Raw genomic sequence first — 18,518 nt, forward strand, 5'->3', positions numbered from 1 at the left:
GAGGACGTCGAACCATCCCCTCGTGGCCGGCGCGCGCCCTAGAGCGATCGTCATGGGAAGTAACGGTGCGGAAATCCCGCTGGTCTTGGGATACCGGGCGATGGTAACAACGTTCCCGGGCACTGCGAGGGGCTGTGCAATGGGCTGACATCGCCTGCTCCCACTGGATTCTAAGTATTTCTTCCGATTCACGCCCGCCCCGGGTCGGGCGGCGGCCAAGATGGCTGCATCGCACCGTTTCGCTTCCCCATGGCCCAGGTCTCCCCGTCGGCCGGCGCGGCGCCCCGTCCCGCGGCCGACGCTCGCTCCAGCCTGCTGGAGCAGCCCGTGCTGGGTTCGCGCCGGCCCTCCAACCTCGTGGTGGCCGTGGCGGTCAGCCTCGGGGGCGTGGGCTTCCTGCTCACCAGCCTCTCGAGCCGCCTCGGCGTCGACCTGCTGCCGATCGGCCATCCCGCCGCCCTCGAGTGGGTGCCCCAGGGCCTGGTGATGGGGGCCTACGGCCTGGCCGCCCTGCTGCTGGCCACCTATCTCTGGACCGTGATCGTTCTCGATGTGGGAGCCGGCGCCAACCGCTTCGATCAGGCCAGCCAGAGCGCCACGATCACCCGCCGGGGGTTCCGGCAGCAGATCCGCTTCGAGATTCCCCTGCGCGACATCCTCGCGGTGAAGGTGGATGTGCGCGATGGGCTCAACCCCCGCCGCCGCCTGGCCCTGCGGCTGCAGGGGCGGCGGGACCTGCCCCTGACCCGGGTGGGTGAACCCCTGCCCCTGGCGGAGCTGGAGCGCGGCGGTGCCGAACTGGCCCGATTCCTTCGGGTTCCCCTGGAGGGCGTCTAGGTGATGCGGATCCGATTCTCCCGCGCCCTGCTGCTCAGCCTGCTGCTGCTGGCACCGCTCGGTCTCGGCGCCTGCGCCGCCGACCGGAACACCCCCCAGGCGCTCGGCTGCGCCACGGCCGGCACCCCCTGCCTCAGCGGCACGGCCCTGGTGGCCCTGCAGACGTCCCGCGGGGAGGTGCAGGTGCTGCTGCAGGGGGATGCCGCTCCGCTCACCGCCGGTAATTTCGTCGATCTGGTCAAGCGCGGCGCCTATGACAACACCGTGTTCCATCGGGTCGTGCGCGAGCCCAGCCCCTTCGTGGTGCAGGGTGGCGATCCGCTCAGCTCCGATGCGTCGGTGCCGGCCGACCAGTACGGCACCGGCAGCTTCTCCGATCCCGCCACGGGCCAGCCCCGGCTGATCCCCCTCGAACTGGCCCTGGGCGGGGAGTCCGAGCCGCGCTATGGGGCGGAGCTGCTGGATCCCGGCCTCTCCGAACGCCTCAAGCTGCGCCATGAGCGCGGCGCCCTGGCGATGGCCCGCTCCAGCGATCCCAATTCGGCCAGCGCGCAGTTCTACATCGCCCTGCAGCCCCTTGGGGAGCTCGACGGCCGCTACGCGGTCTTCGGCCGGGTGGTCAAGGGGCTGGAGGTGGTGGACCAGATCCGCCAGGGCGATCGCCTGGTGCGGGCCCGGCTGCTGGAGGGGGGAACCCTGGTGCAGGGCAAGCCCTGAGCTCAGGCGGGAACGCGTTTGTCGGAGGCGGTGACCTTCAGATAGGCCGTGTTCACCCCGGAGGCCCGCTCCATGGCCACCCGGCCGGTGCGGGCGATCTCCAGGATGCCGAAGCTCTCGAGGATCTGCTCGAGGGCCACCAGCTTGCCCGGGTCGCCCACCACCTCAAGGATCAGGGCGTGATCGGCCACATCCACCACCTTGGCCCGGAACACCTCGACCAGATCGAGGATCGCGGCCCGGTTCTCCGGCGGCGCCGCCACCTTCAGCAGCATCAGTTCCCGCTCCACCGCCGGGATGCGGGTGAGGTCGATGACGTTAAGCACATTGACGAGCTTGTGCAGCTGCTTGGTCATCTGCTCAAGGGTGCGGTCGTCGCCCTCCACCACCATGGTGAGGCGGGACATGCCGCCCGACTCCGCCGGGCCCACCGCCAGGCTCTCGATGTTGAAGCCGCGGCGTGCGAACAGCCCGGAAATGCGGCTCAGGGCGCCGGATTCATCCTCCACCAGCACCGACAGGGTGTGTTTCATGGCCGCGGTGGCTCTGGGGGAAGCATCAGGATCCAAATTACGTGGCCACCGGCAGCTGATCGAGCCAGGCCAGCAGCCGGGCTGCGAACAGGGCCGGATCCTCGTCGTGGAGGCAGTGGCCGACGCCGGCCAGCCGCTCCAGCCTCAGGTCGCTCTTGTGGCAGAGGAGCCGGTCGGCCACCTCGATCGGCACCAGCCGGTCGGCCTCCCCCCACAGCACCAGCAGGGGCTGGAGCATTCGTCCCAGCAGGGCCGCGGCGGTGGCGCCCCGGGGCCGCAGGGCCATGCCGATGCTCATGCCCCGCAGGGCCCAGGCCGCCGTGGGCCGGCGCGCCGGGCGGGCGAACAGCCGCCGCAGCTCCGGGTCACCCAGCACCGGCAGGGCGTAGGCGCTCTGCAGGGCCAGATCCAGCAGGGGCGTGTGGGCGATCAGGGGCACCAGCAGCTCCAGGGGGAGCAGCCGGCAGAGCAGCAGCACCAGCCACCGCTGCAACCGTCGCCGCCAGGGGGGACGCCGCCGGGGCAGGTCGATCAGCAGGGTGGGATCGGGCAGGGGCAGGGCCGCCACCGCCCGCACCCAGGGGGGAGCCAGCACCGCGGCGGTGAGGGCCACCAGCCCGCCGAGGGAGTGGCCCACCAGCACGGCGGGACGTTGCACCACCTGGCGGAGGAAGCTGACGCTCTGGTGGGCCCAGAGCCGGTTGTCGAGGCGGAGGGCCGGTTGCTCGGAGGCGCCGAAGCCGATCAGGTCGAGGCCGTAGACGCACCAGCCGGCGGCCGCCAGCGCTCCGGCGTTGTGGCGCCAGTGGCCGCTGCTCGCGGCGAAGCCGTGCAGCAGCAGCAGCGGGGGATGGGAGGGATCCCCCAGCATCCGCCAGTGGCAGGCCAGGCCGCGCCAGTGCCAGACGCCGTGCTCTCCCCAGTTGATGCCCACGGTTGCGACAGGCTGGGCGCGGGCGGTCACCACCGGAGCTGGGCCACGCAGGACGAACCTCACTATTGCGAAGGGGCGGCGCGGGTGCGGCCCGGCGATGGCTTCTTTCGGGTGGATTCCCGCCCCTCCAGGGATCTCGGCGTGCTGCTGGCCCGCTGGCTTGCCCGTACGGGTCCCCTGGCTCTGCTCGAGCCGATGGCCGGCTGCGGCATCCGCTCGCTCCGCTATGGCCTGGAGGCGGGGGCGACGGCGCTCTGGGCCAATGACGCCGATCCCCAGCGGCTGCCGCTGCTGCAGGCCAACCTGGCTCCCCTGCTCCAGGACATCCCCGTGCGGCTGAGTGCCCGCACCGCCGAGAGCCTGCTGGCGGATTGTCTGTTGCGGCAGGAGCGTTTCGAGCTGGTCGATCTCGATGGCTTCGGCTGCCCCTCGGCCCTGGTGCCCCTGGCCCTGGAGGCGGTGCGCTTCGACGGGGTGCTCTACCTGGCCAGCAGCGACGGACGCTCCCCCACCGGCCACGACCGCAGGGCCGCCGTGCGCTCGCTCGGGGCGGCCGCCCGCGCCCACCCGGCGAGCTGGGAGCTGGCCCTGCGGTTGCAGCTGGGCCTGATCGCCCGCACCGCCTGGGCGATGGGGCGGGGCCTGCGTCCCCTGTTCAGCTTCAGCGATGGGCGCACCTTCCGGACGGCCGTGCAGCTGCGCCGCCGGCCCGCTCCCGGCGAGGAGGACCAGCTGGGCCTGCTGGCCCATTGCCATGGGTGCGGTGACCAGCAGCCCCAGAGCCTGCTCCGGCTCCGGGGCTGGGCCGCCTGCGCCTGCGGGGCCGCTTCGGAGCGGCCGCTGGCGGTGAGCGGACCGCTCTGGATCGGTCCCCTGCAGCACCTGACCACCCTGGCGGAGATGGCCGATCTGGAGGACCCGGGGCCGTCCGGGGGAGCGGTGCTGGGGCCGGCCGCCGCCCGGCTGCTCGCCGCCCTCAGGGCGGATCCCGGTTCCCCCGCCAGGGTCTGGCCGATGGCGGAGATCGGGCGCTGCCTGGGGAGTGGGCCGCCCCGGCTGCGGCCCCTGCTGGAGGCGTTGCGGGCCCGGGGCTGGAGCGGGCGCGTCAGCGGGGTGATGGCGGGCCAGCTGCGCACCGACGCCCCCTGGCCGCTGGTGCTGGAGCTGGCCGAGCGGCTGAATGGGGCGCTAGATAGGTAGCCGTTCTCGCCACCGCCATGGCTTCGGAAATCTTCTTCACCGCCGCGATCTTCTGGGTGCTGATCCCCGTCGGCCTGGTGGGCGGGGCCCTGCTGCTCAAACTCCAGAAGGACTGACCCCCGGCCGGTGCTCCGCTGGGGGCCAGGCCCTGGATCCGTGGGACCTCCAACCCTCTGGCGCGCCCTCCTGAGCGCAGCTTTAGGCTCTCCCCCTCCTTCTCCCGCCGTTCATGCAGCTCCTGGTCGTCGGCGGTACCGGCACGCTCGGTCGCCAGATTGCCCGCCGTGCGCTCGATCAGGGTCATCAGGTTCGCTGCATGGTGCGCTCCCCCCGCAGGGCGGCCTTCCTGCAGGAATGGGGCTGTGAACTGACCCGGGGCGACCTGCTCGAGCCGGAGAGCCTGGCCTACGCCCTCGAGGGCCAGGAGGCCATGATCGACGCCGCCACCGCCCGCCCCACCGATGGCGCCGGTGTCCATCGGATCGACTGGCAGGGGAAGCTCAACCTGCTGCGGGCCTGCGAGTCGAGCGGGGTGACACGGGTGGTGTTCATCTCCCTGCTGGACGCCGAGCTGCACCGCCACGTGCCGTTGATGGACATCAAGCACTGCACGGAGCAGCTGCTGGAGCACTCCGATCTCGACTACACGATCCTCCGCTGCGTCGCCTTCATGCAGGGGGTGATCGGACAGTTCGCCATTCCCGTTCTCGAGAATCAGACGGTCTGGGTCAGCGGCACCCCGACCCCGATCGCCTACATGAACACCCAGGATGTGGCCCGCTTTGCGGTGGCGGCCCTGGAGCGCCCCGAGACCGTGCGGGGCACCTTCCCGGTCGTGGGACCGAAGGCCTGGAACACCGGGGAGTTGGTTCAGCTTTGCGAGAAATACAGCGGCAAGCCGGCCCGGGTGTTCCGGGTCCGGCCGGTGCTGATCCGGTTGATGCAGGGGGTGGCCTCCTTCTTCGAGGCCGGCCTCAACGTGGCGGAGCGGCTGGCCTTCGCCGAGGTGACCGGCGGCGGTCGCCGCCTCGATGCTCCGATGGAGGAGAGCTACCGGGCCTTCGGCCTGGCGGAGGCCGACACCACGCGGCTGGAGGATTACCTGAAGGAGTACTACGACACGATCCTGCGGCGGCTGCGGGAGCTGGAGGCCGATCTCGACAAGGAAGATCGCAAGAAACTGCCCTTCTGAGCCCCCCGGCGCCGGCCCGTCAGTGCGTCTGTACTATCGGTGTCTGCGATTGCCCCGTCATGTCCATCGCCCAGATCAAGAATCTGCAGCGTCGCCTGGCCAACCTCGAGCAGGAGGCCGTCGCCGAACTGAACCGGGCCTGCGGTCATGAACTCTGGATCAGCCTCGGCTTCGATGCCCTCGACAGCCTGGAGGACGCCGACCGCCGCGCCCGGGCCAACTACTACTACGGCCAGTTGCAGACGGTGCGCGAGCTGCAGCAGTCGATCGCCTGAGCGTCCCGCCGGCCCCGCCGTCCCCGGCTGGCCGCCAAACCTCCCTATCCGCCCCCCTCGCCCCGCCCCCCCTTTCCCCGGCCGGCCCCGCCCAGCCGCCGCTCCTCCGCCGCAGACGCCCTCCGCCACTCCCCCGCCGCCAGTCCGCCCAGATCGAGGGGTGGTGCGTCGTCGGTGAGAGCGATGGCGACCCGCAGCAGACGCAGGGTCGGCAGCCCCACGGCGGCCGTCATGCGGCGCACCTGACGGTTGCGGCCCTCCCGCAGCTCCAGCTCCAGCCAGGCGGTCGGCACCGTGAGGCGCCGGCGGATCGGTGGCTGGCGCTCCGCTGGAGCGGGATCGGCCAGCAGGCGGGCCCGTGCCGGCAGGGTGGGCCGACCCTGCAGGATCACGCCCTCCCGCAGGGCCGCCAGGGCCGCCCCATCGGGGCGGCCCTCCACCTGGACCCAGTAGCGGCGCCAGTGGCCCCAGCGGGGATCGGTGAGCCTGTGCTGAAGCTGGCCATCACTGGTGAGCAGCAGCAGGCCCTCGCTGTCGGCGTCGAGACGGCCCGCCGCATAGACGCCGCGAACCGGGATGAACTCGGCCAGGGTGCGCCAGGCGCTGCGCGGTTCGGGGCTGAACTGGCTGAGCACCCCGTAGGGCTTGTGGAACAGCAGGGTGGTCAGGGCGCCGGAAGCGGTCTGTCAGTGGCCGCCGGTGCGGGCCCTCCAGAGGTTCACCGCTCCGATCGAGATCAGCAGCAGGCCCAGGTCGAGCGAGAGCGGTGGGAACACCAAGACAGCCGGTGGCAACGGGGATGACCCTATCGCCGCCCGATGCCGGGCCAGGGCCGGGGAGCCGTCAATTTAAGCTGACATCAACCTCAGCATCGAGCTACGGCAGCGCATGATCGAAACTTCGGGTGTGATCGAGAAGGAACAGGGCAACGGCTTCTACCTGGTCACCCTCGATCAGCCCTCCGGGCACCAGTGCCTCTGCCGAGCGGCCGGCAAGCTCACCAAGTTCCGCATCAAGCTGCTCGCCGGAGACAAGGTGCTGGTGGAGATCAGTCCGTACGACCTCACCCGCGGCCGGATCACCTACCGGGAGCGCAATGCCGGAGCCACCGGCCCCCGTCCAGGTGGCAACCGTCCCGGAGGTCCCCGGCGCCGCTGAGCTCAGCCCACGGGGGCGGCCAGCAGGGACTCGATCGCGGCTTTGAACTCGCTTCGCTGCTTGACCCCACGCCACTGCTGCTTGAGCTGCTTGGCGTGGAAGAGCTGCACGGTGGGGGTGCCGCTCACGCCGGCCTGCTGGGCGATGTCCTGCTCGGCCTCGATGTCGATCTCCACCCCCCGGGCCGCCCCGCCCAGCTCGGCGAGCACCCGCTTGAGCTGGGGTTTGAGCACGTGGCAGGGCCCGCAGCTCGGCGAGGTGTAGACCACCAGCAGGGGGCCGGTGTCGTCGTGGTAGAGCTTGCGCAGGGCATAGCCCCCCTTCTGCCAGAGCGCCTCGGGATCAAAGTTCTCCGCGTCGCTCACCACCGTGGGCGTGGGTTCGCCGCTGGGTTCGGGCTCCACCGCGTCCCGCCGCACCGTCACCGCCAGGTCGTGGTGGCTGAGCCAGCGCTCCGCCGCCAGGGCCGCCTGGCAGCCGCTGCCGGCGGCCGTCACCCCCTGGCGCCACTGGGCGTCGGCCACGTCGCCGGCGGCGAACACCCCCTCCAGGCTGGTGTCGGGCTGGCCGGGCCGGGTGACCAGGTAGCCCTTCGGATCCACCTCCAGCTGGTGGCGCACCAGGCGGGTGTTGGGGGTGTGGCCGATCGCGTAGAAGAGGCCCCGCACCGGCAGGTCCTCCGTCTCGCCGCTGCGCACATCGCGCAGGGTGATGGCGCTCAGCCAGGCGTCGCCGGAGGCGTCGGCCACTTCCTGGAACCAGTGGACGGTGATGGATGGGTTGGCCAGCACCCGGTCGGCCATGGCGGCGCTGGCCCGGAGGCTGTCGCGGCGCACGATCAGATGGACCTGGCTGCCGTATTTGGTGAGGTACACGGCTTCCTCACAGGCGGAATCGCCGCCACCCACCACCGCCAGCTGCTCATTGCGGAACTGGGGGGTGGCCCCGTCGCAGATGGCGCAGGCGCTGATGCCCTGGCTCCAGAACCGTTCCTCCTGGGGCAGGCCGAGCCGGTTGGCGCTGGCGCCGGTGGCCAGGATCAGCGCCTGCGTCTCGACGGTGCGGCCCTCGGCGCTCACCCGGTAGGGGCGGCGGGAGAGATCGATCGCCTCGGCGTCGGCCTCCACCAGGCGGGTGCCCCAGCGGACGGCCTGGGCCTTCATCCGATCCATCAGGTCGGGGCCGAGAATGCCGTCGGGGAAGCCGGGGTAGTTCTCCACGTGGGTCGTGGTCATCAGCTGGCCGCCGGGGATGCCGCCGTCCTGGAAGCCGGTGATCAGCAGGGGACTGAGGTTGGCCCGCGCCGCGTAGATCGCCGCCGTGTAACCCGCCGGGCCGGAGCCGACGATCACCAGGTTCTCGACCGGAGTGCCGGAGCTGTCCGGGTCGACACCGCCGGCGCGGGGGGCGGAATCCGTCATGGAGCTAAAGCGGACTGACTATGAGTTGAGTTTACGGGACGGCGCGTCGGTCCGTGGACGCGGCCCGGGCGATCCGCCCCAGCGAGGACCGGCGCCCTGTCATGACGGGATGTGAACGGGAGGGGGCCGAGGACCCGGCCCGTAAGGATTGCTTTAGATTTCCAGCAGGCCGTCGCGCTGGCGGCCTGTCTCGGGTTCCCCCAGCGGACGATCGATGGCTCGAAAAGGGTTTCGGATGACGGTGGCCGGCACGATCAGGGGGTCCACCAGTTCGGGGTGATCCTCCAGACAGAGCATCCACTCGCGGAACTCTTCGGTGAGCGCATAGCTTTCCTCGAAGCGCTCCTGGCGGTCGAGTTCAGCGATGCGGGCGGTCGCCCAGGTCGCCAACCCAGAGAGTTGGCGATGGAGAGGGGCATTCGACATGTTCCTGCTCCCGATGGTCACCAAGCTGGCTGGGCCTGACCCGGCCTGAGGTGTGGATTCGCAGAAGTTCGCACTCTTTGCCGCTTTGGTGTGTAGTGACCGCTGCAGCCCGATCCGGCCCGTCCGCTCAGCGGTGCCCCATCAGGAAGTCCGGCAGCTGGGGCCCGCTCAGGCGAATCACCGCTCCGGCGGTGTCCCGCAGTGCCTCCAGCGGCCGGGCCGCCGCCGCGCTCCCGCCGCCCGCCGCCTCCGCTGCCGGGGGGCTGGCGGGCCGGATGCTGTAGGGCTCCGCCACCGACCAGGTGCGGGCGAAGCCCATCAGCAGGGGGTCGGCGGGGGCGTACACGTAGGAGGGCCGCCGCGGAATCCTCTCCAGGGCGGAGCGCTCGGCGTCGATGCGCACGGCCCGGGTGATTCCCTGGATGAAGCGGCTGCGGGTCACCACGGTGGTCAGATAGGCCACCACCCGCAGCCGCGGCGCGTCAAAACCCTCGGCGCACATGTCGATGCTCACCAGCCAGTCGGCCTCCCCCCGCCGGAAGGCCGCCAGATGGGCGGCGGCGTCGGGGTCCTGGGAATGGACCAGCAGAACCCGGTCCCCGTCCTCCTGCAACAGGGTGGCGATGCCGCGGGCATGGGCGATGTCCCGGGCGATCACCAGGCCCCCCGCCTGGCGATGCTCGCCGGCGCGCAGGCCGGCCAGGCGCCGGCGGGCCCCGAGCAGCACCCGCAGCGCGATGCTGCCCGGGTCCCCCAGCCGGATGGCCCGGCGCAGGTTGCGGGCCCGCCAGCTCGCCCGGGTTTCCGCCGAGAGGGGGGAGCGTTCCGGCTCCTCCCGGCCGCCCCCGCCGCCGGGGCCATGGTCCACCCAGCCGTCCTGGAAGCGGAATTCCAGCGGCCGCACATCCCCGGCCAGGATCAGCTGGCGGGGTTCCACGCTCAGGTCCGGCGCGATCTCCTCCACCAGGACCCCCTCCGCCCGTCGTGGCACCCGGCGGGCGGAGCAGAAGCCCAGGTTGTCGGCCCGGAAGGGCGTGCCGCTGAGCCCGAGGCGCAGGACGCTGCCGCGGCTCAGGCAGGTGAAAGCATGGCCCCAGGCGGCCGCCTCCGGATCCTCCGGGTCCAGGCCGAGATGGTGCACCTCGTCGGCGACGGCCAGCACCGGCCCGACCAGCAGGGAGCCCAGGTCCCGCTCGAGCCGTTGCCGATGCCGGGCGGCGCTCTGGTAACTGAGCAGCAGTCCGTGCCCCGCGGCCGGGCCGGCGGCGGCCTCCGGGTCCCACGGCGCCAGCTCCAGCCCCAGGCCGGCGGCGGCGTCACGCCACTGGCCCGCAATCGAGCTGCGGTGGCAGAAGACCAGCAGATGGGCGAGCCGGCCGTCCCGCCGCAGGGCCTGAAATCCCAGCAGGGCCCCCAGGGTCTTGCCCGCCCCGGGGCCGGCGTGGAGGAGCACGTCCTCCCCCCCGGGGGTGCCCCGCTCCAGCCGCCGGCGCAGCAGCTCGATCAGCTGGCTCTGCCAGCGGCGCGGCCGCAGCCGGGGGGATCCTGCCGCCACCGGCCGACCCAGGTCGAAGGAGGGACGGGGTCCGGTTGTCGCTCCCATGGCCGCCCGCCTTCGACCCGTTGTGGCGCCATTGTGCGCTCCGCACCAGGATGATGAGTGTTTGTCACCAGGGGTTTCGGCGCCGGCGTCCCTAACTTCCGGCCATCCCCCTGCGGTGCCCCCCGTTCAGGACATGGACGATCAGCTCCCGTTCCCCCGACCCCCGGCCGGCGATCGTGCCCATCTCGAGCGCTGCCATGCCCAGGAGTGCGACATCGACCCGATGATCCTGCGGGTCCGCCAGCTGCGGCATCAGGGCTCCCTGGGCCAGGCCCGCTGCCTAGAACAGGAGCTGCTCCCCCATTTCTGACATGGTCGAAACGCCTGCCCAGTCCGATCGGCAGGACCAGCGCGTGCTGGCCGTCAGCGGGGCTTCGGGCAAGACCGGCTGGCGCGTCGTTCAGGAGGCGCTGCGGCGGGGCGATCGGGTCAAGGCCCTGCTGCGTCCCGGTTCCACCGTTCCCACCGGGCTGGAGGGGGCCGAGATCCTGCGGCTGGAGCTCAGTGACGGAGCGGCCCTGGAGCGCGCCCTGGAGGGGGTGACGGCCCTGGTGATTGCCACCGGTGCCCGCCCCTCGGTGGACCTCACCGGACCGTTCAAGGTGGATGCCCTGGCGCTGCGGCCCCAGATCGCCGCCTGCCGCGCCAAGGGCGTCCGCCGGGTCGTGCTGGTGAGCTCGCTCTGCAGCGGGCGCCTGCTGCACCCGCTCAACCTGTTCGGGTTGATCCTGATCTGGAAGCGGCTCGGGGAGCGCTGGCTGGAGGCCAGCGGACTGGACTGGACGGTGGTGCGGCCCGGTGGGCTGAGTGAGGCCGAGGAGGACCTCGAAGCCCAGGGCATCCGCTTCAGCGGTCCCGACCAGCAGGAGAGCTCCAGCATTCCCCGCCGCCTGGTGGCGCGGGTCTGCCTCGATGCGCTCGAGACCCCGGCCGCGATCGGTCGCATCCTCGAGATCACCAGCTCCCCCGAGCTGCCGCCGGTTCCCCTGGCCGACTGGCTGGCGGCCCAGCCCCAGGTGGTGTGAGCGCCGCTAGGGGGGACGGTCCCCCCCGCCCGACCCCGCTGCCGACCGCGCTGGGCCTGGCGCCCTTCCGGGTGCGGCCCCCCTGGTGGGGGGCGGATCTGCAGACCCTCCATGACACCCTCCGGCCGCCGCGTCTGCCGCCGGAGTCGTCCCGGGCGCTGCGACTGGAGATCGGCGCCGGCGAGGCCCTGCTGGCTGAGCTGGATGTCCCCCAGACCGGCGGACCGGCGGGGCTGGTGCTGATCCTGCACGGTCTGGGGGGATCGAGCCGGGCCGATGGGGTGCGCCGCCTGGGTTGGACCTTGCGCTGCTCCGGCTTTGCGGTGCTGCGGCTGAACCTGCGGGGAGCGGGCGCGGGCCGCCGCCTGGCGAGCGGCACCTACGCAGCCCGCTGCAGCTCCGATCTCAGGCCCGTGCTGGCCCAGGCCCGGCACCACGCCGGGGACCGGCCCCTGCTGGGGGTCGGCCTGTCCCTGGGCGGAACGGTGCTGCTCAACGCCCTGCTCGATGGCGGCTCGCCCCTCGATGGCCTGGCGGTGGTGAGCAGCCCGCTCGATCTGGCCGGCTGCTCGGCCGCCATCTCCCGTCCGCGCAATCGGGTCTACGAGCGCTGGCTGTTGCGGCGGCTGCGGAGGCAGACGCGCGAGGACCCGGGGCCCCTGCGGGATGGGGAGCGCGACCAGCTCGATGCCGTCGCCAGCATCCGGGAGTTCGATGCCCTGATCACCGCACCCCGCTGGGGCTACGGCACGGTGGAGCGCTATTACAGCCAGGCCAGTCCCCTGCCCCGCCTGCAGGCCCACACCCCCCGGCCGACGGCCCTGCCGCCCACCCTGCTGCTGCAGGCCCTGGATGATCCCTGGGTGCCGGCGGCCGCCGCCGTGAGCCTGGCCGGGTCCGGGCCCTCCGCCGCCGATCCCGCCCTCGAGGTGGTACTCACCACCACCGGTGGCCACAACGGCTTCCATGGCCCCGGGGGCTGCTGGTCCGACCAGCTGGTGCGGCGCTGGCTGATCAGCCGCTGGGGTGATCCCCGCTGAAGGGGGTGCGCCGCACGATCCACTCTTCGATCGCCCGGCCGCCGATCACATGCTCCGCCACGATCCGCTCGAGTCGCTCCGGGCAGACGCCGCCATAGACGATGCCATCGGGCCAGATCAGCAGCACCGGACCATCGGCGCAGATCCGCAGGCAGTCGGCCTTGGTGCGCAGCACCACCCCACCGGCCCGCTCCGGCGCCTCGAGGCCGTGCTCACGGATCAGATGCTTCAGGCGCGCCCAGCTGGCGGCCCCGGCTCCCGGCTCGCAGCAGAGGGGGTTGCTGGGGGTGGCGCAGAGCAGCAGGTGGCGCTGGACTGGGGTCGTCGGCACCGGGGTCATGCCGTCAGCAGCGGAGCCGGCGCGGCGGCCCGTTCCCGTGTGGTGCGGCGGGCCCAGGCGTCGACGGCGAGCACCTCCTCGAGGCTGGGATTGCTCCGGAGCTCCCGCCCATGCCGCTCGCAGACCGCTTCAATCAGGTGCGGGATCGCCAGGAAGCTGATCCGCTCCTCCAGGAAGAGGGCCACCGCCTGCTCGTTGGCCGCGTTGAGAACGGCCGGCATCGTGCCTCCGGCCCGGCCGGCCGCGTAGGCCAGCGCCATGCAGGGGTACTTGGCACGATCGGGCCGGCTGAAGGTGAGCTGGCCCACCTCGGCGAGGTCCAGGCGCCGCCAGGGGGTGTCGAGCCGCTCCGGCCAGCTGAGGCAGTAGAGCAGCGGCAGTTTCATGTCGGGCCAGCCCAGCTGGGCGAGCACGGAGGTGTCGGCCAGCTCCACCATCGAGTGGATGATGCTCTGGGGATGGATGACGATCTCGATCTGGTCGTAGGGGAGGCCGAACAGATAGTGCGCTTCGATCACCTCCAGCCCCTTGTTCATCAAGGTGGCGGAATCCACCGTGATCTTGCGTCCCATCGACCAGTTGGGGTGGCTGGTGGCATCGGCCACCGTGGCCTTGGCCAGATCCGCGGCGGGCCAGTCGCGGAAGGCGCCGCCGGAGGCGGTGAGCAGGATCCGGCGCAGGCCCGGCGTGGGCACCCCGGTGGAGAGGCGGGCCGTGTCGGCCCAGGGGGTGCCCTGCAGGCACTGGAAGATCGCCGAGTGCTCCGAATCGGCGGGCAGCAGCCGGCTGCCGCTGCGCGTCAGCTCCGGGAGCACCACCGGTCCGGCGGCAATCAGGGTTTCCTTGTTGGCCAGGGCCAGGTCCTTGCCGGCGCGGATGGCGGCCAGGGTGGGCAGCAGGCCGGCGCAGCCCACGATCCCCGTCACCACCAACTCGGCGGTGGGCCAGGCGGCGGCGGCGCAGAGGCCGTCGACCCCGCCGGCCAGCTCCGGCCGGCGACCCAGGCGGCCGCAGCTGGCGAGGCTGTCGAGCCGAGCGCCCAGCGCCGGAATCAGCTCCTCGTCGGCCAGGGCGACCAGCTCGGGCCGGTGGCGCAGGATCTGCTCCACCAGCAGGTCGAGGTTGCGACCGGCGCTGAGGGCCACCACCCGGAAGCGGTCGGGACAGTCCTCGACGATCGCCAGGGTCTGGGTGCCGATCGAGCCCGTGGATCCCAGCACGCTGAGGGCTTTCACAGGCAGGGGCCGCAGGTGGCGCCAGTCTCCCATCGATCCGCCGCTGGGGGATGCTGTGGGCTGGATCGGTCCCCACCATGCTCTGGCTCCAGCGCTGGAATTTCATCGAGCGGGCGCGCCTGGAGCGCGAGATCTGGGATGCCTTCGAGCGCGGCGAGGACATCGACACGCTGGTGGAGGCCCTGCAGAACTCGATCGCCCAGGCGGCTGCCGGGGATCGGAGGGACACCCCGGCCGCGTTCCGGCTGGAGGTCTGGCAGGCCACCCGGATCCGCATCCGCCGGATCGAGGCGTTGATGCGGGGTAAGACGCCCCCCCCGCCCCAGCCCTGAGCCGGGCTTCAACCGCTCAGCGCCGCAGCCACTCGGTGCGGCCATCCGGCCGGTCGATCAGCTCGATGCCATGGGCGCGGAGCTGGTCGCGGATGGCGTCGGCGTTGGCGAACTCCCGCCGGGAGCGGGCCGTCAGCCGCCGCTCGATCAGTGCGGCGATCTCGGCCTCGGTGGGGGCGCCGTCGGTGCGCTCGGCGGCCGTGGAAACGGCCGGCCCGCCCCGCTCCGCCTCCAGGCCGAGCACTCCGGCCAGCTGCCGCAGCAGCCGCCAGCGGGGCTCCAGGTCCAGGTCGTCGGCCTCCGGGGTTCCCCCGCGGGCCAGGCGGTTGGCCAGGGCCCGCAGCGGCCGGGCCAGCTCGAACAGCTCGGCCAGGGCGGCGGCGGTGTTGAGATCGTCGTCCAGGGCGGCGATGAACCGCTCCCGGATCGCGGTGAGCGCCGGGAGGGCCGCCGCCGGGGCCTCCAGGCTCCAGCCCGGCATGGAGCCGATGGAGCCGAGCCCCACGGCCAGGGCGGCGTTCAGGCCCCTCCAGCCGGTGGCGGCCGCCTCGAGCGCTTCGGCGGTGAAGTCGAGCGGCTTGCGGTAATGGGCCTGCAGCACGAAGAACCGCAGGGTCATCGCCGAGACACCGCTGGCCAGCAGGCTGCGGATCGTGGTGAAGTTGCCGAGCGATTTCGACATCTTCTCGCCCCCGACATTGACCATGCCGTTGTGCAGCCAGGTGCCGGCCAGCGGTTGACCGCTGGCCGTTTCGGACTGGGCGATTTCATTCTCATGGTGGGGGAAAATCAGATCGGCCCCGCCGAGGTGGATGTCGATTGTGTCGCCCAGTTCCTGGCGCACCATCGCCGAGCACTCGATGTGCCAACCGGGCCGCCCCGGACCCCAGGGGGAGGGGAAGCTGGGTTCCCCCGGCCGGGCCCCCTTCCAGAGGGCGAAATCGAACGGGTGCCGCTTGCGCGCTTCCTCGGAGTGCTCGAGCCGACCACTGGCGCCCTCCTGCTGGTCCGCCAGGACGCGGCCGCTGAGTTTGCCGTAATCGCTCTTGCTGAGCACCGAGAAATAGACATCCCCATCGGCGGAATAGGCGGCGCCGCGGGCCTCGAGTTCGCCGATCATCGCCCGGATCCCCTCCAGACAGCGGGTGGCCCGGGGCATCCGGTCCGGAGGGAGGATGTGCAGTGCGGCCATGTCGGCCTCAAAGGCGGCGATGTTGCGTTCGCTCACCTCCTCCATGCTGGTGCCGTCTTCGGCGGCCCGCTTCAGGATCTTGTCGTCGATGTCGGTGACGTTCTGCACGAAGGTGACCCGCAGGCCCCGCCACTGCAGGTAACGGCGCAGCACGTCCCAGACGATGTAGCTGCGGGCGTGGCCCAGATGACAGAGGTCATAGACCGTGACGCCGCAGCAGTAGATCGACACCTGACCGGGAACCAGCGGCTGGAAGGCCTCGACACGACCGGTGAGAGTGTTGGTGAGCCGCAGGGTCAAGGCAGGGGATCGGGGGCTCGTCGCACGGTAATGGGTGAGCCGGTACCGTCCCCCCACCCTCGGCCCGGCCGGCCGGGCCGCTTTAGTCTGCCGGCCACGGTCCGGGCCCGTCCTGCGCCGTCCGCAGACCCCGATCCTTTCCCTCCCCGCCCCGATGCCGAAAACTGCCCTGATCACGGGAATCACCGGACAGGACGGCTCCTACCTGGCGGAGCTGCTGCTCGAGAAGGGCTATGCCGTGCACGGGCTCAAACGACGGGCGAGCAGCTTCAACACGGCCCGCATCGATCATCTCTACCAGGATCCCCATGAGCGTGATGCCTGGGGGGAATCCCCGGCACTGGTGCTCCACTACGGCGACCTGACTGACAGCACCAATCTGATCCGGATCGTGCAGCAGGTGCAGCCCGATGAGATCTATAACCTGGGCGCCCAGAGCCATGTGGCGGTGAGCTTCGAGAGCCCGGAGTACACCGCCAATGGGGATGCCCTCGGCACGCTCCGGATCCTCGAGGCGGTGCGGATCCTGGGGCTGAGTGAGAAGACGCGGATCTATCAGGCGAGCACCAGCGAGTTGTACGGCCTGGTGCAGCAGACGCCGCAGACTGAAACAACCCCCTTCTACCCGAGAAGCCCCTATGGCGTCGCCAAGCTGTATGCCTACTGGATCACGGTGAATTATCGGGAGGCCTATGGAATGTATGCCTGTAATGGCATCCTGTTCAACCATGAAAGCCCGCGGCGGGGAGAAACATTCGTGACCCGCAAGATCACCCGTGGTCTGGCCCGGATTGATGCGGGCCTTGAGGATTGTCTTTACATGGGTCACCTTGACGCCCGGCGGGACTGGGGCCATGCCCGGGATTACGTGGAGATGCAGTGGCGCATGCTGCAGCAGGACACCCCGGAGGACTATGTGATCGCCACGGGGCGCCAGGAGAGCGTGCGGCGCTTCATTGAGCTCGCCGCGATCGAGCTGGGCTGGGGCGGGATCGACTGGAGTGGCGAGGGCGTGGAGGAGGTGGGCCGGCGGGGCGGGAGCGAGGAGATCGTGGTGCGCATCGATCCCCGCTATTTCAGGCCGTCGGAAGTGGAGTCGTTGCTGGGGGATCCGAGCCGGGCCCGCACTCGGCTGGGCTGGACACCCACCACCACGCTCGAGCAGCTCGTGGCGGAGATGGTGGCCTCCGATCGGGATGAGGCCAAGAAGGAGGCCTATCTCCGCCTCAAGGGGTTTCCGGTGGTGGGCGCGATGGAGAACCCGCCCTCCCGTCCCGTGGGGACGCCCCGCCCCAGCGGGGGAGGGGTCTGATGGCCGCCGAACGGGCGGCCTTGATCGGCGCCGAGGATCGGATCTTCGTGGCCGGCCACCGGGGCATGGCGGGAGGCGCCATCGCCCGGGCCCTGCTGCGCCGGGGCTACCCCCGCCTGCTCACGGCGGCGCGCTGTGAACTGGACCTGGAGGATGGGGAGGCCGTGCGCCGCTGGTTCGAGCGGCACCGGCCCGAGGTGGTGGTGCTGGCGGCGGCGAAGGTGGGGGGGATCGTGGCCAACAGCAGCCGGCCCGCCGATTTCCTGCTGAACAACCTCAAGATCCAGACCCATGTGATCGAGAACGCCTGGCGTTGCGGGACCCGCCGCCTGCTCTTCCTCGGCAGCAGCTGCATCTATCCGAAGCTGGCCGAGCAGCCGATCCGCGAGGAGGCGCTGCTGGGCGGGCCGCTGGAGCCCACCAACGCCTGGTACGCCATCGCCAAGATCGCCGGGATCAAGCTCTGCGAGGCCCTGCGGCGGCAGGAGGGGTTCGACGCGATCAGCCTGATGCCCACGAACCTCTACGGCCCCGGTGACAATTACCACCCCACCGGCAGCCATGTGCTGCCGGCCCTGATCCGCCGCTTCGATCAGGCGCAACGGGAGGGAGCCCCGGCGGTGACCTGCTGGGGATCGGGCTCCCCCTTGCGGGAGTTCCTCCACGTGGACGATCTGGGCGAGGCCTGCGTGCTGGCCCTGGAACGCTATGCCCCCGAAGCCACCGCGCCGGTGCAGCACCTGAATGTGGGTTCGGGCGAGGAGGTGACGATCCGGGCGCTGGCCGATCGGGTGGCGGCCACGGTCGGCTACCGGGGCGCGATCCACTGGGACGGGAGCCGTCCCGACGGCACGCCCCGCAAGCTGCTGGACAGCGGCCGGCTCAGGACGCTGGGCTGGCGGCCGGCGGTGGCCCTGGCCGAGGGGCTCCCCGCCACGGTTGCCGCCTACCGCCAGGGGGATCAGCGGGGTTCAAAGTAGTTGGCCTGGCGGTTGGCTCCCCTGCCCGCTCGGCGGGCGGCCCTCAGGGTGTACTGGCTCACGCTGGGGTTGCCGTTGGGGGCATCCACGTGGGCCACCTGCTGCCAGAGGTCGCGCGGAGCCCAGCGCACCCCGTGCTCCTGAGGGCCGTGGCGGGTCACATGGCACCAGCGGCTCTGGGCGCAGCTGGGGCAGTAGAGCTCCTCCAGCCATTCGTTGCTGAGCACCAGCACCGGGTAGGCGTTGAGCACCAGCCGGGCACGCTTGTCCGACATGCCCCGCTCCCGCAGCTGGGCGGGGGTGAGCAGGTGCAGAAAGTACTTGCGGCCGTTGCCGCACAGTTGCTGCTCGGGATGGGCCGGACAGGGAAGGCGCCGGCGGCTGGGCCGGCGTTTGGTGCGGGGCGTGGGGGAACCCTCGGTGGAGGCCTGCATCGGAGTGTCGGAGGTCGGCCCCATTGTGAAGC

General features: G+C 71.5%; 23 protein-coding genes. 13 read left to right on the top strand and 10 right to left on the bottom strand.

The genetic code is table 11. The annotated features are described in order from the left end of the window. Window positions 1-249 precede the first annotated feature (249 nt). Together ACWJI7_RS08085 and ACWJI7_RS08090 are read left to right on the top strand one after the other, a co-directional pair. Window positions 250-837: a photosystem I assembly protein Ycf4 gene (locus ACWJI7_RS08085; RefSeq protein ID WP_479936931.1), complete on the top strand. Its 588-nt coding sequence runs from the start codon at window positions 250-252 to the stop codon at window positions 835-837. A 3-nt stretch (window positions 838-840) separates the two neighbouring features. Continuing rightward, window positions 841-1,554, top strand: a complete 714-nt coding sequence (locus ACWJI7_RS08090) for a peptidylprolyl isomerase (protein WP_479936933.1) — start codon at window positions 841-843, stop codon at window positions 1,552-1,554. A gap of 2 nt (window positions 1,555-1,556) precedes the next feature. On the opposite strand, the gene ilvN is transcribed toward ACWJI7_RS08090, so the two are convergent. Both ilvN and ACWJI7_RS08100 read right to left on the bottom strand, forming a co-directional pair. Next, window positions 1,557-2,087 (bottom strand): acetolactate synthase small subunit, encoded by a 531-nt coding sequence (ilvN, locus tag ACWJI7_RS08095; RefSeq protein WP_479936935.1) that lies wholly within the window; start codon window positions 2,085-2,087, stop codon window positions 1,557-1,559. Between the two features lie 37 nt (window positions 2,088-2,124). Continuing rightward, window positions 2,125-3,054, bottom strand: a complete 930-nt coding sequence (locus ACWJI7_RS08100; protein WP_479936937.1) for an alpha/beta fold hydrolase — start codon at window positions 3,052-3,054, stop codon at window positions 2,125-2,127. Between the two features lie 78 nt (window positions 3,055-3,132). Here ACWJI7_RS08100 and ACWJI7_RS08105 point away from each other — a divergent pair, with 78 nt between their 5' ends. The 4 genes from ACWJI7_RS08105 to ACWJI7_RS08120 all read left to right on the top strand — a co-directional run bounded on the left by ACWJI7_RS08105 (window position 3,133) and on the right by ACWJI7_RS08120 (window position 5,688). Further along, a complete protein-coding gene (locus ACWJI7_RS08105; RefSeq protein WP_479936939.1) occupies window positions 3,133-4,221 on the top strand; it encodes a N2,N2-dimethylguanosine tRNA methyltransferase in 1,089 nt (362 codons plus the stop codon). Window positions 4,222-4,238: 17 nt separating this feature from the next. Beyond that, window positions 4,239-4,337, top strand: coding sequence for a cytochrome b6-f complex subunit PetM (gene petM / locus ACWJI7_RS08110; RefSeq protein ID WP_094556680.1), 99 nt, complete (start codon window positions 4,239-4,241; stop codon window positions 4,335-4,337). A 113-nt stretch (window positions 4,338-4,450) separates the two neighbouring features. Next, window positions 4,451-5,413 (top strand): NAD(P)H-binding protein, encoded by a 963-nt coding sequence (locus tag ACWJI7_RS08115; RefSeq protein ID WP_479936941.1) that lies wholly within the window; start codon window positions 4,451-4,453, stop codon window positions 5,411-5,413. 59 nt (window positions 5,414-5,472) lie between these two features. Beyond that, complete coding sequence (locus ACWJI7_RS08120) at window positions 5,473-5,688, top strand: hypothetical protein (RefSeq protein ID WP_479936943.1); 216 nt, start codon at window positions 5,473-5,475, stop codon at window positions 5,686-5,688. 44 nt (window positions 5,689-5,732) lie between these two features. Here the strand turns inward: ACWJI7_RS08120 and ACWJI7_RS08125 are convergent, their stop codons facing one another. Continuing rightward, complete coding sequence (locus ACWJI7_RS08125) at window positions 5,733-6,323, bottom strand: pseudouridine synthase (protein ID WP_479936945.1); 591 nt, start codon at window positions 6,321-6,323, stop codon at window positions 5,733-5,735. A gap of 253 nt (window positions 6,324-6,576) precedes the next feature. Here ACWJI7_RS08125 and infA point away from each other — a divergent pair, with 253 nt between their 5' ends. After that, window positions 6,577-6,846 (top strand): translation initiation factor IF-1, encoded by a 270-nt coding sequence (gene infA, locus ACWJI7_RS08130; RefSeq protein ID WP_006171764.1) that lies wholly within the window; start codon window positions 6,577-6,579, stop codon window positions 6,844-6,846. 2 nt (window positions 6,847-6,848) lie between these two features. Here the strand turns inward: infA and trxB are convergent, their stop codons facing one another. The 3 genes from trxB to ACWJI7_RS08145 all read right to left on the bottom strand — a co-directional run bounded on the left by trxB (window position 6,849) and on the right by ACWJI7_RS08145 (window position 10,296). After that, window positions 6,849-8,267 (bottom strand): thioredoxin-disulfide reductase, encoded by a 1,419-nt coding sequence (gene trxB / locus ACWJI7_RS08135; RefSeq protein ID WP_479936947.1) that lies wholly within the window; start codon window positions 8,265-8,267, stop codon window positions 6,849-6,851. 153 nt (window positions 8,268-8,420) lie between these two features. Continuing rightward, window positions 8,421-8,657, bottom strand: coding sequence for a hypothetical protein (locus tag ACWJI7_RS08140; RefSeq protein WP_479936949.1), 237 nt, complete (start codon window positions 8,655-8,657; stop codon window positions 8,421-8,423). Between the two features lie 163 nt (window positions 8,658-8,820). Continuing rightward, window positions 8,821-10,296: a DEAD/DEAH box helicase gene (locus ACWJI7_RS08145; protein WP_479936951.1), complete on the bottom strand. Its 1,476-nt coding sequence runs from the start codon at window positions 10,294-10,296 to the stop codon at window positions 8,821-8,823. A gap of 133 nt (window positions 10,297-10,429) precedes the next feature. On the opposite strand from ACWJI7_RS08145, the gene ACWJI7_RS08150 reads away from it, so the two are divergent. The 3 genes from ACWJI7_RS08150 to ACWJI7_RS08160 are packed head-to-tail and all read left to right on the top strand — an operon-like array spanning window position 10,430 to window position 12,361. Further along, entirely contained in the window at window positions 10,430-10,606 is a 177-nt protein-coding gene (locus ACWJI7_RS08150) for a hypothetical protein (RefSeq protein ID WP_479936953.1), read from the top strand. Window position 10,607: 1 nt separating this feature from the next. Further along, complete coding sequence (locus ACWJI7_RS08155; RefSeq protein ID WP_479936955.1) at window positions 10,608-11,321, top strand: SDR family oxidoreductase; 714 nt, start codon at window positions 10,608-10,610, stop codon at window positions 11,319-11,321. Further along, window positions 11,318-12,361, top strand: a complete 1,044-nt coding sequence (locus tag ACWJI7_RS08160; protein ID WP_479936957.1) for an alpha/beta fold hydrolase — start codon at window positions 11,318-11,320, stop codon at window positions 12,359-12,361. Before ACWJI7_RS08155 ends, ACWJI7_RS08160 begins: the two co-directional genes overlap by 4 nt. Here ACWJI7_RS08160 and ACWJI7_RS08165 read toward each other — a convergent pair. Together ACWJI7_RS08165 and ACWJI7_RS08170 are read right to left on the bottom strand one after the other, a co-directional pair. After that, window positions 12,336-12,701 (bottom strand): (2Fe-2S) ferredoxin domain-containing protein, encoded by a 366-nt coding sequence (locus ACWJI7_RS08165; RefSeq protein ID WP_479936959.1) that lies wholly within the window; start codon window positions 12,699-12,701, stop codon window positions 12,336-12,338. The two genes, ACWJI7_RS08160 and ACWJI7_RS08165, sit on opposite strands and share 26 nt — an antisense overlap. Further along, on the bottom strand, window positions 12,698-13,936 hold the full coding sequence (locus tag ACWJI7_RS08170; RefSeq protein WP_479937222.1) for a 1-deoxy-D-xylulose-5-phosphate reductoisomerase: 1,239 nt from the start codon (window positions 13,934-13,936) through the stop codon (window positions 12,698-12,700). The genes ACWJI7_RS08165 and ACWJI7_RS08170 overlap by 4 nt, the downstream gene beginning before the upstream one ends. 77 nt (window positions 13,937-14,013) lie before the next feature. Between ACWJI7_RS08170 and ACWJI7_RS08175 the strand changes: the two genes are divergently transcribed. Next, window positions 14,014-14,268, top strand: coding sequence for a hypothetical protein (locus ACWJI7_RS08175; RefSeq protein WP_479936961.1), 255 nt, complete (start codon window positions 14,014-14,016; stop codon window positions 14,266-14,268). A 16-nt stretch (window positions 14,269-14,284) separates the two neighbouring features. Here ACWJI7_RS08175 and cysS read toward each other — a convergent pair whose 3' ends face one another. Next, a complete protein-coding gene (gene cysS / locus ACWJI7_RS08180; RefSeq protein WP_479936963.1) occupies window positions 14,285-15,760 on the bottom strand; it encodes a cysteine--tRNA ligase in 1,476 nt (491 codons plus the stop codon). A gap of 154 nt (window positions 15,761-15,914) precedes the next feature. Here cysS and gmd point away from each other — a divergent pair, with 154 nt between their 5' ends. After that, window positions 15,915-17,072 carry a GDP-mannose 4,6-dehydratase gene (gene gmd / locus ACWJI7_RS08185; protein WP_479936965.1) on the top strand — a complete coding sequence of 386 codons (1,158 nt, stop codon included), beginning with the start codon at window positions 15,915-15,917 and terminating at the stop codon, window positions 17,070-17,072. Further along, window positions 17,072-18,052, top strand: coding sequence for a GDP-L-fucose synthase family protein (locus tag ACWJI7_RS08190; protein ID WP_479936967.1), 981 nt, complete (start codon window positions 17,072-17,074; stop codon window positions 18,050-18,052). Before gmd ends, ACWJI7_RS08190 begins: the two co-directional genes overlap by 1 nt. Here the strand turns inward: ACWJI7_RS08190 and ACWJI7_RS08195 are convergent. Further along, complete coding sequence (locus tag ACWJI7_RS08195; RefSeq protein WP_479936969.1) at window positions 18,034-18,486, bottom strand: hypothetical protein; 453 nt, start codon at window positions 18,484-18,486, stop codon at window positions 18,034-18,036. The genes ACWJI7_RS08190 and ACWJI7_RS08195 overlap by 19 nt on opposite strands. Window positions 18,487-18,518: the final 32 nt, after the last annotated feature.

Source organism: Cryptocyanus atlanticus LEGE 06306 (assembly GCF_056633155.1).

Coding starts and splice junctions, on each gene's coding strand:
- ilvN (WP_479936935.1), bottom strand. CDS start 2,087: ATGAAACACACCCTGTCGGTGCTGGTGGAGGATGAATCCGGCGCCCTG.
- ACWJI7_RS08150 (WP_479936953.1), top strand. CDS start 10,430: ATGGACGATCAGCTCCCGTTCCCCCGACCCCCGGCCGGCGATCGTGCC.
- ACWJI7_RS08085 (WP_479936931.1), top strand. CDS start 250: ATGGCCCAGGTCTCCCCGTCGGCCGGCGCGGCGCCCCGTCCCGCGGCC.
- infA (WP_006171764.1), top strand. CDS start 6,577: ATGATCGAAACTTCGGGTGTGATCGAGAAGGAACAGGGCAACGGCTTC.
- ACWJI7_RS08145 (WP_479936951.1), bottom strand. CDS start 10,296: ATGGGAGCGACAACCGGACCCCGTCCCTCCTTCGACCTGGGTCGGCCG.
- gmd (WP_479936965.1), top strand. CDS start 15,915: ATGCCGAAAACTGCCCTGATCACGGGAATCACCGGACAGGACGGCTCC.
- ACWJI7_RS08115 (WP_479936941.1), top strand. CDS start 4,451: ATGCAGCTCCTGGTCGTCGGCGGTACCGGCACGCTCGGTCGCCAGATT.
- ACWJI7_RS08190 (WP_479936967.1), top strand. CDS start 17,072: ATGGCCGCCGAACGGGCGGCCTTGATCGGCGCCGAGGATCGGATCTTC.
- ACWJI7_RS08090 (WP_479936933.1), top strand. CDS start 841: ATGCGGATCCGATTCTCCCGCGCCCTGCTGCTCAGCCTGCTGCTGCTG.
- ACWJI7_RS08155 (WP_479936955.1), top strand. CDS start 10,608: ATGGTCGAAACGCCTGCCCAGTCCGATCGGCAGGACCAGCGCGTGCTG.
- ACWJI7_RS08165 (WP_479936959.1), bottom strand. CDS start 12,701: ATGACCCCGGTGCCGACGACCCCAGTCCAGCGCCACCTGCTGCTCTGC.
- ACWJI7_RS08195 (WP_479936969.1), bottom strand. CDS start 18,486: ATGCAGGCCTCCACCGAGGGTTCCCCCACGCCCCGCACCAAACGCCGG.
- ACWJI7_RS08120 (WP_479936943.1), top strand. CDS start 5,473: ATGTCCATCGCCCAGATCAAGAATCTGCAGCGTCGCCTGGCCAACCTC.
- ACWJI7_RS08175 (WP_479936961.1), top strand. CDS start 14,014: ATGCTCTGGCTCCAGCGCTGGAATTTCATCGAGCGGGCGCGCCTGGAG.
- trxB (WP_479936947.1), bottom strand. CDS start 8,267: ATGACGGATTCCGCCCCCCGCGCCGGCGGTGTCGACCCGGACAGCTCC.
- petM (WP_094556680.1), top strand. CDS start 4,239: ATGGCTTCGGAAATCTTCTTCACCGCCGCGATCTTCTGGGTGCTGATC.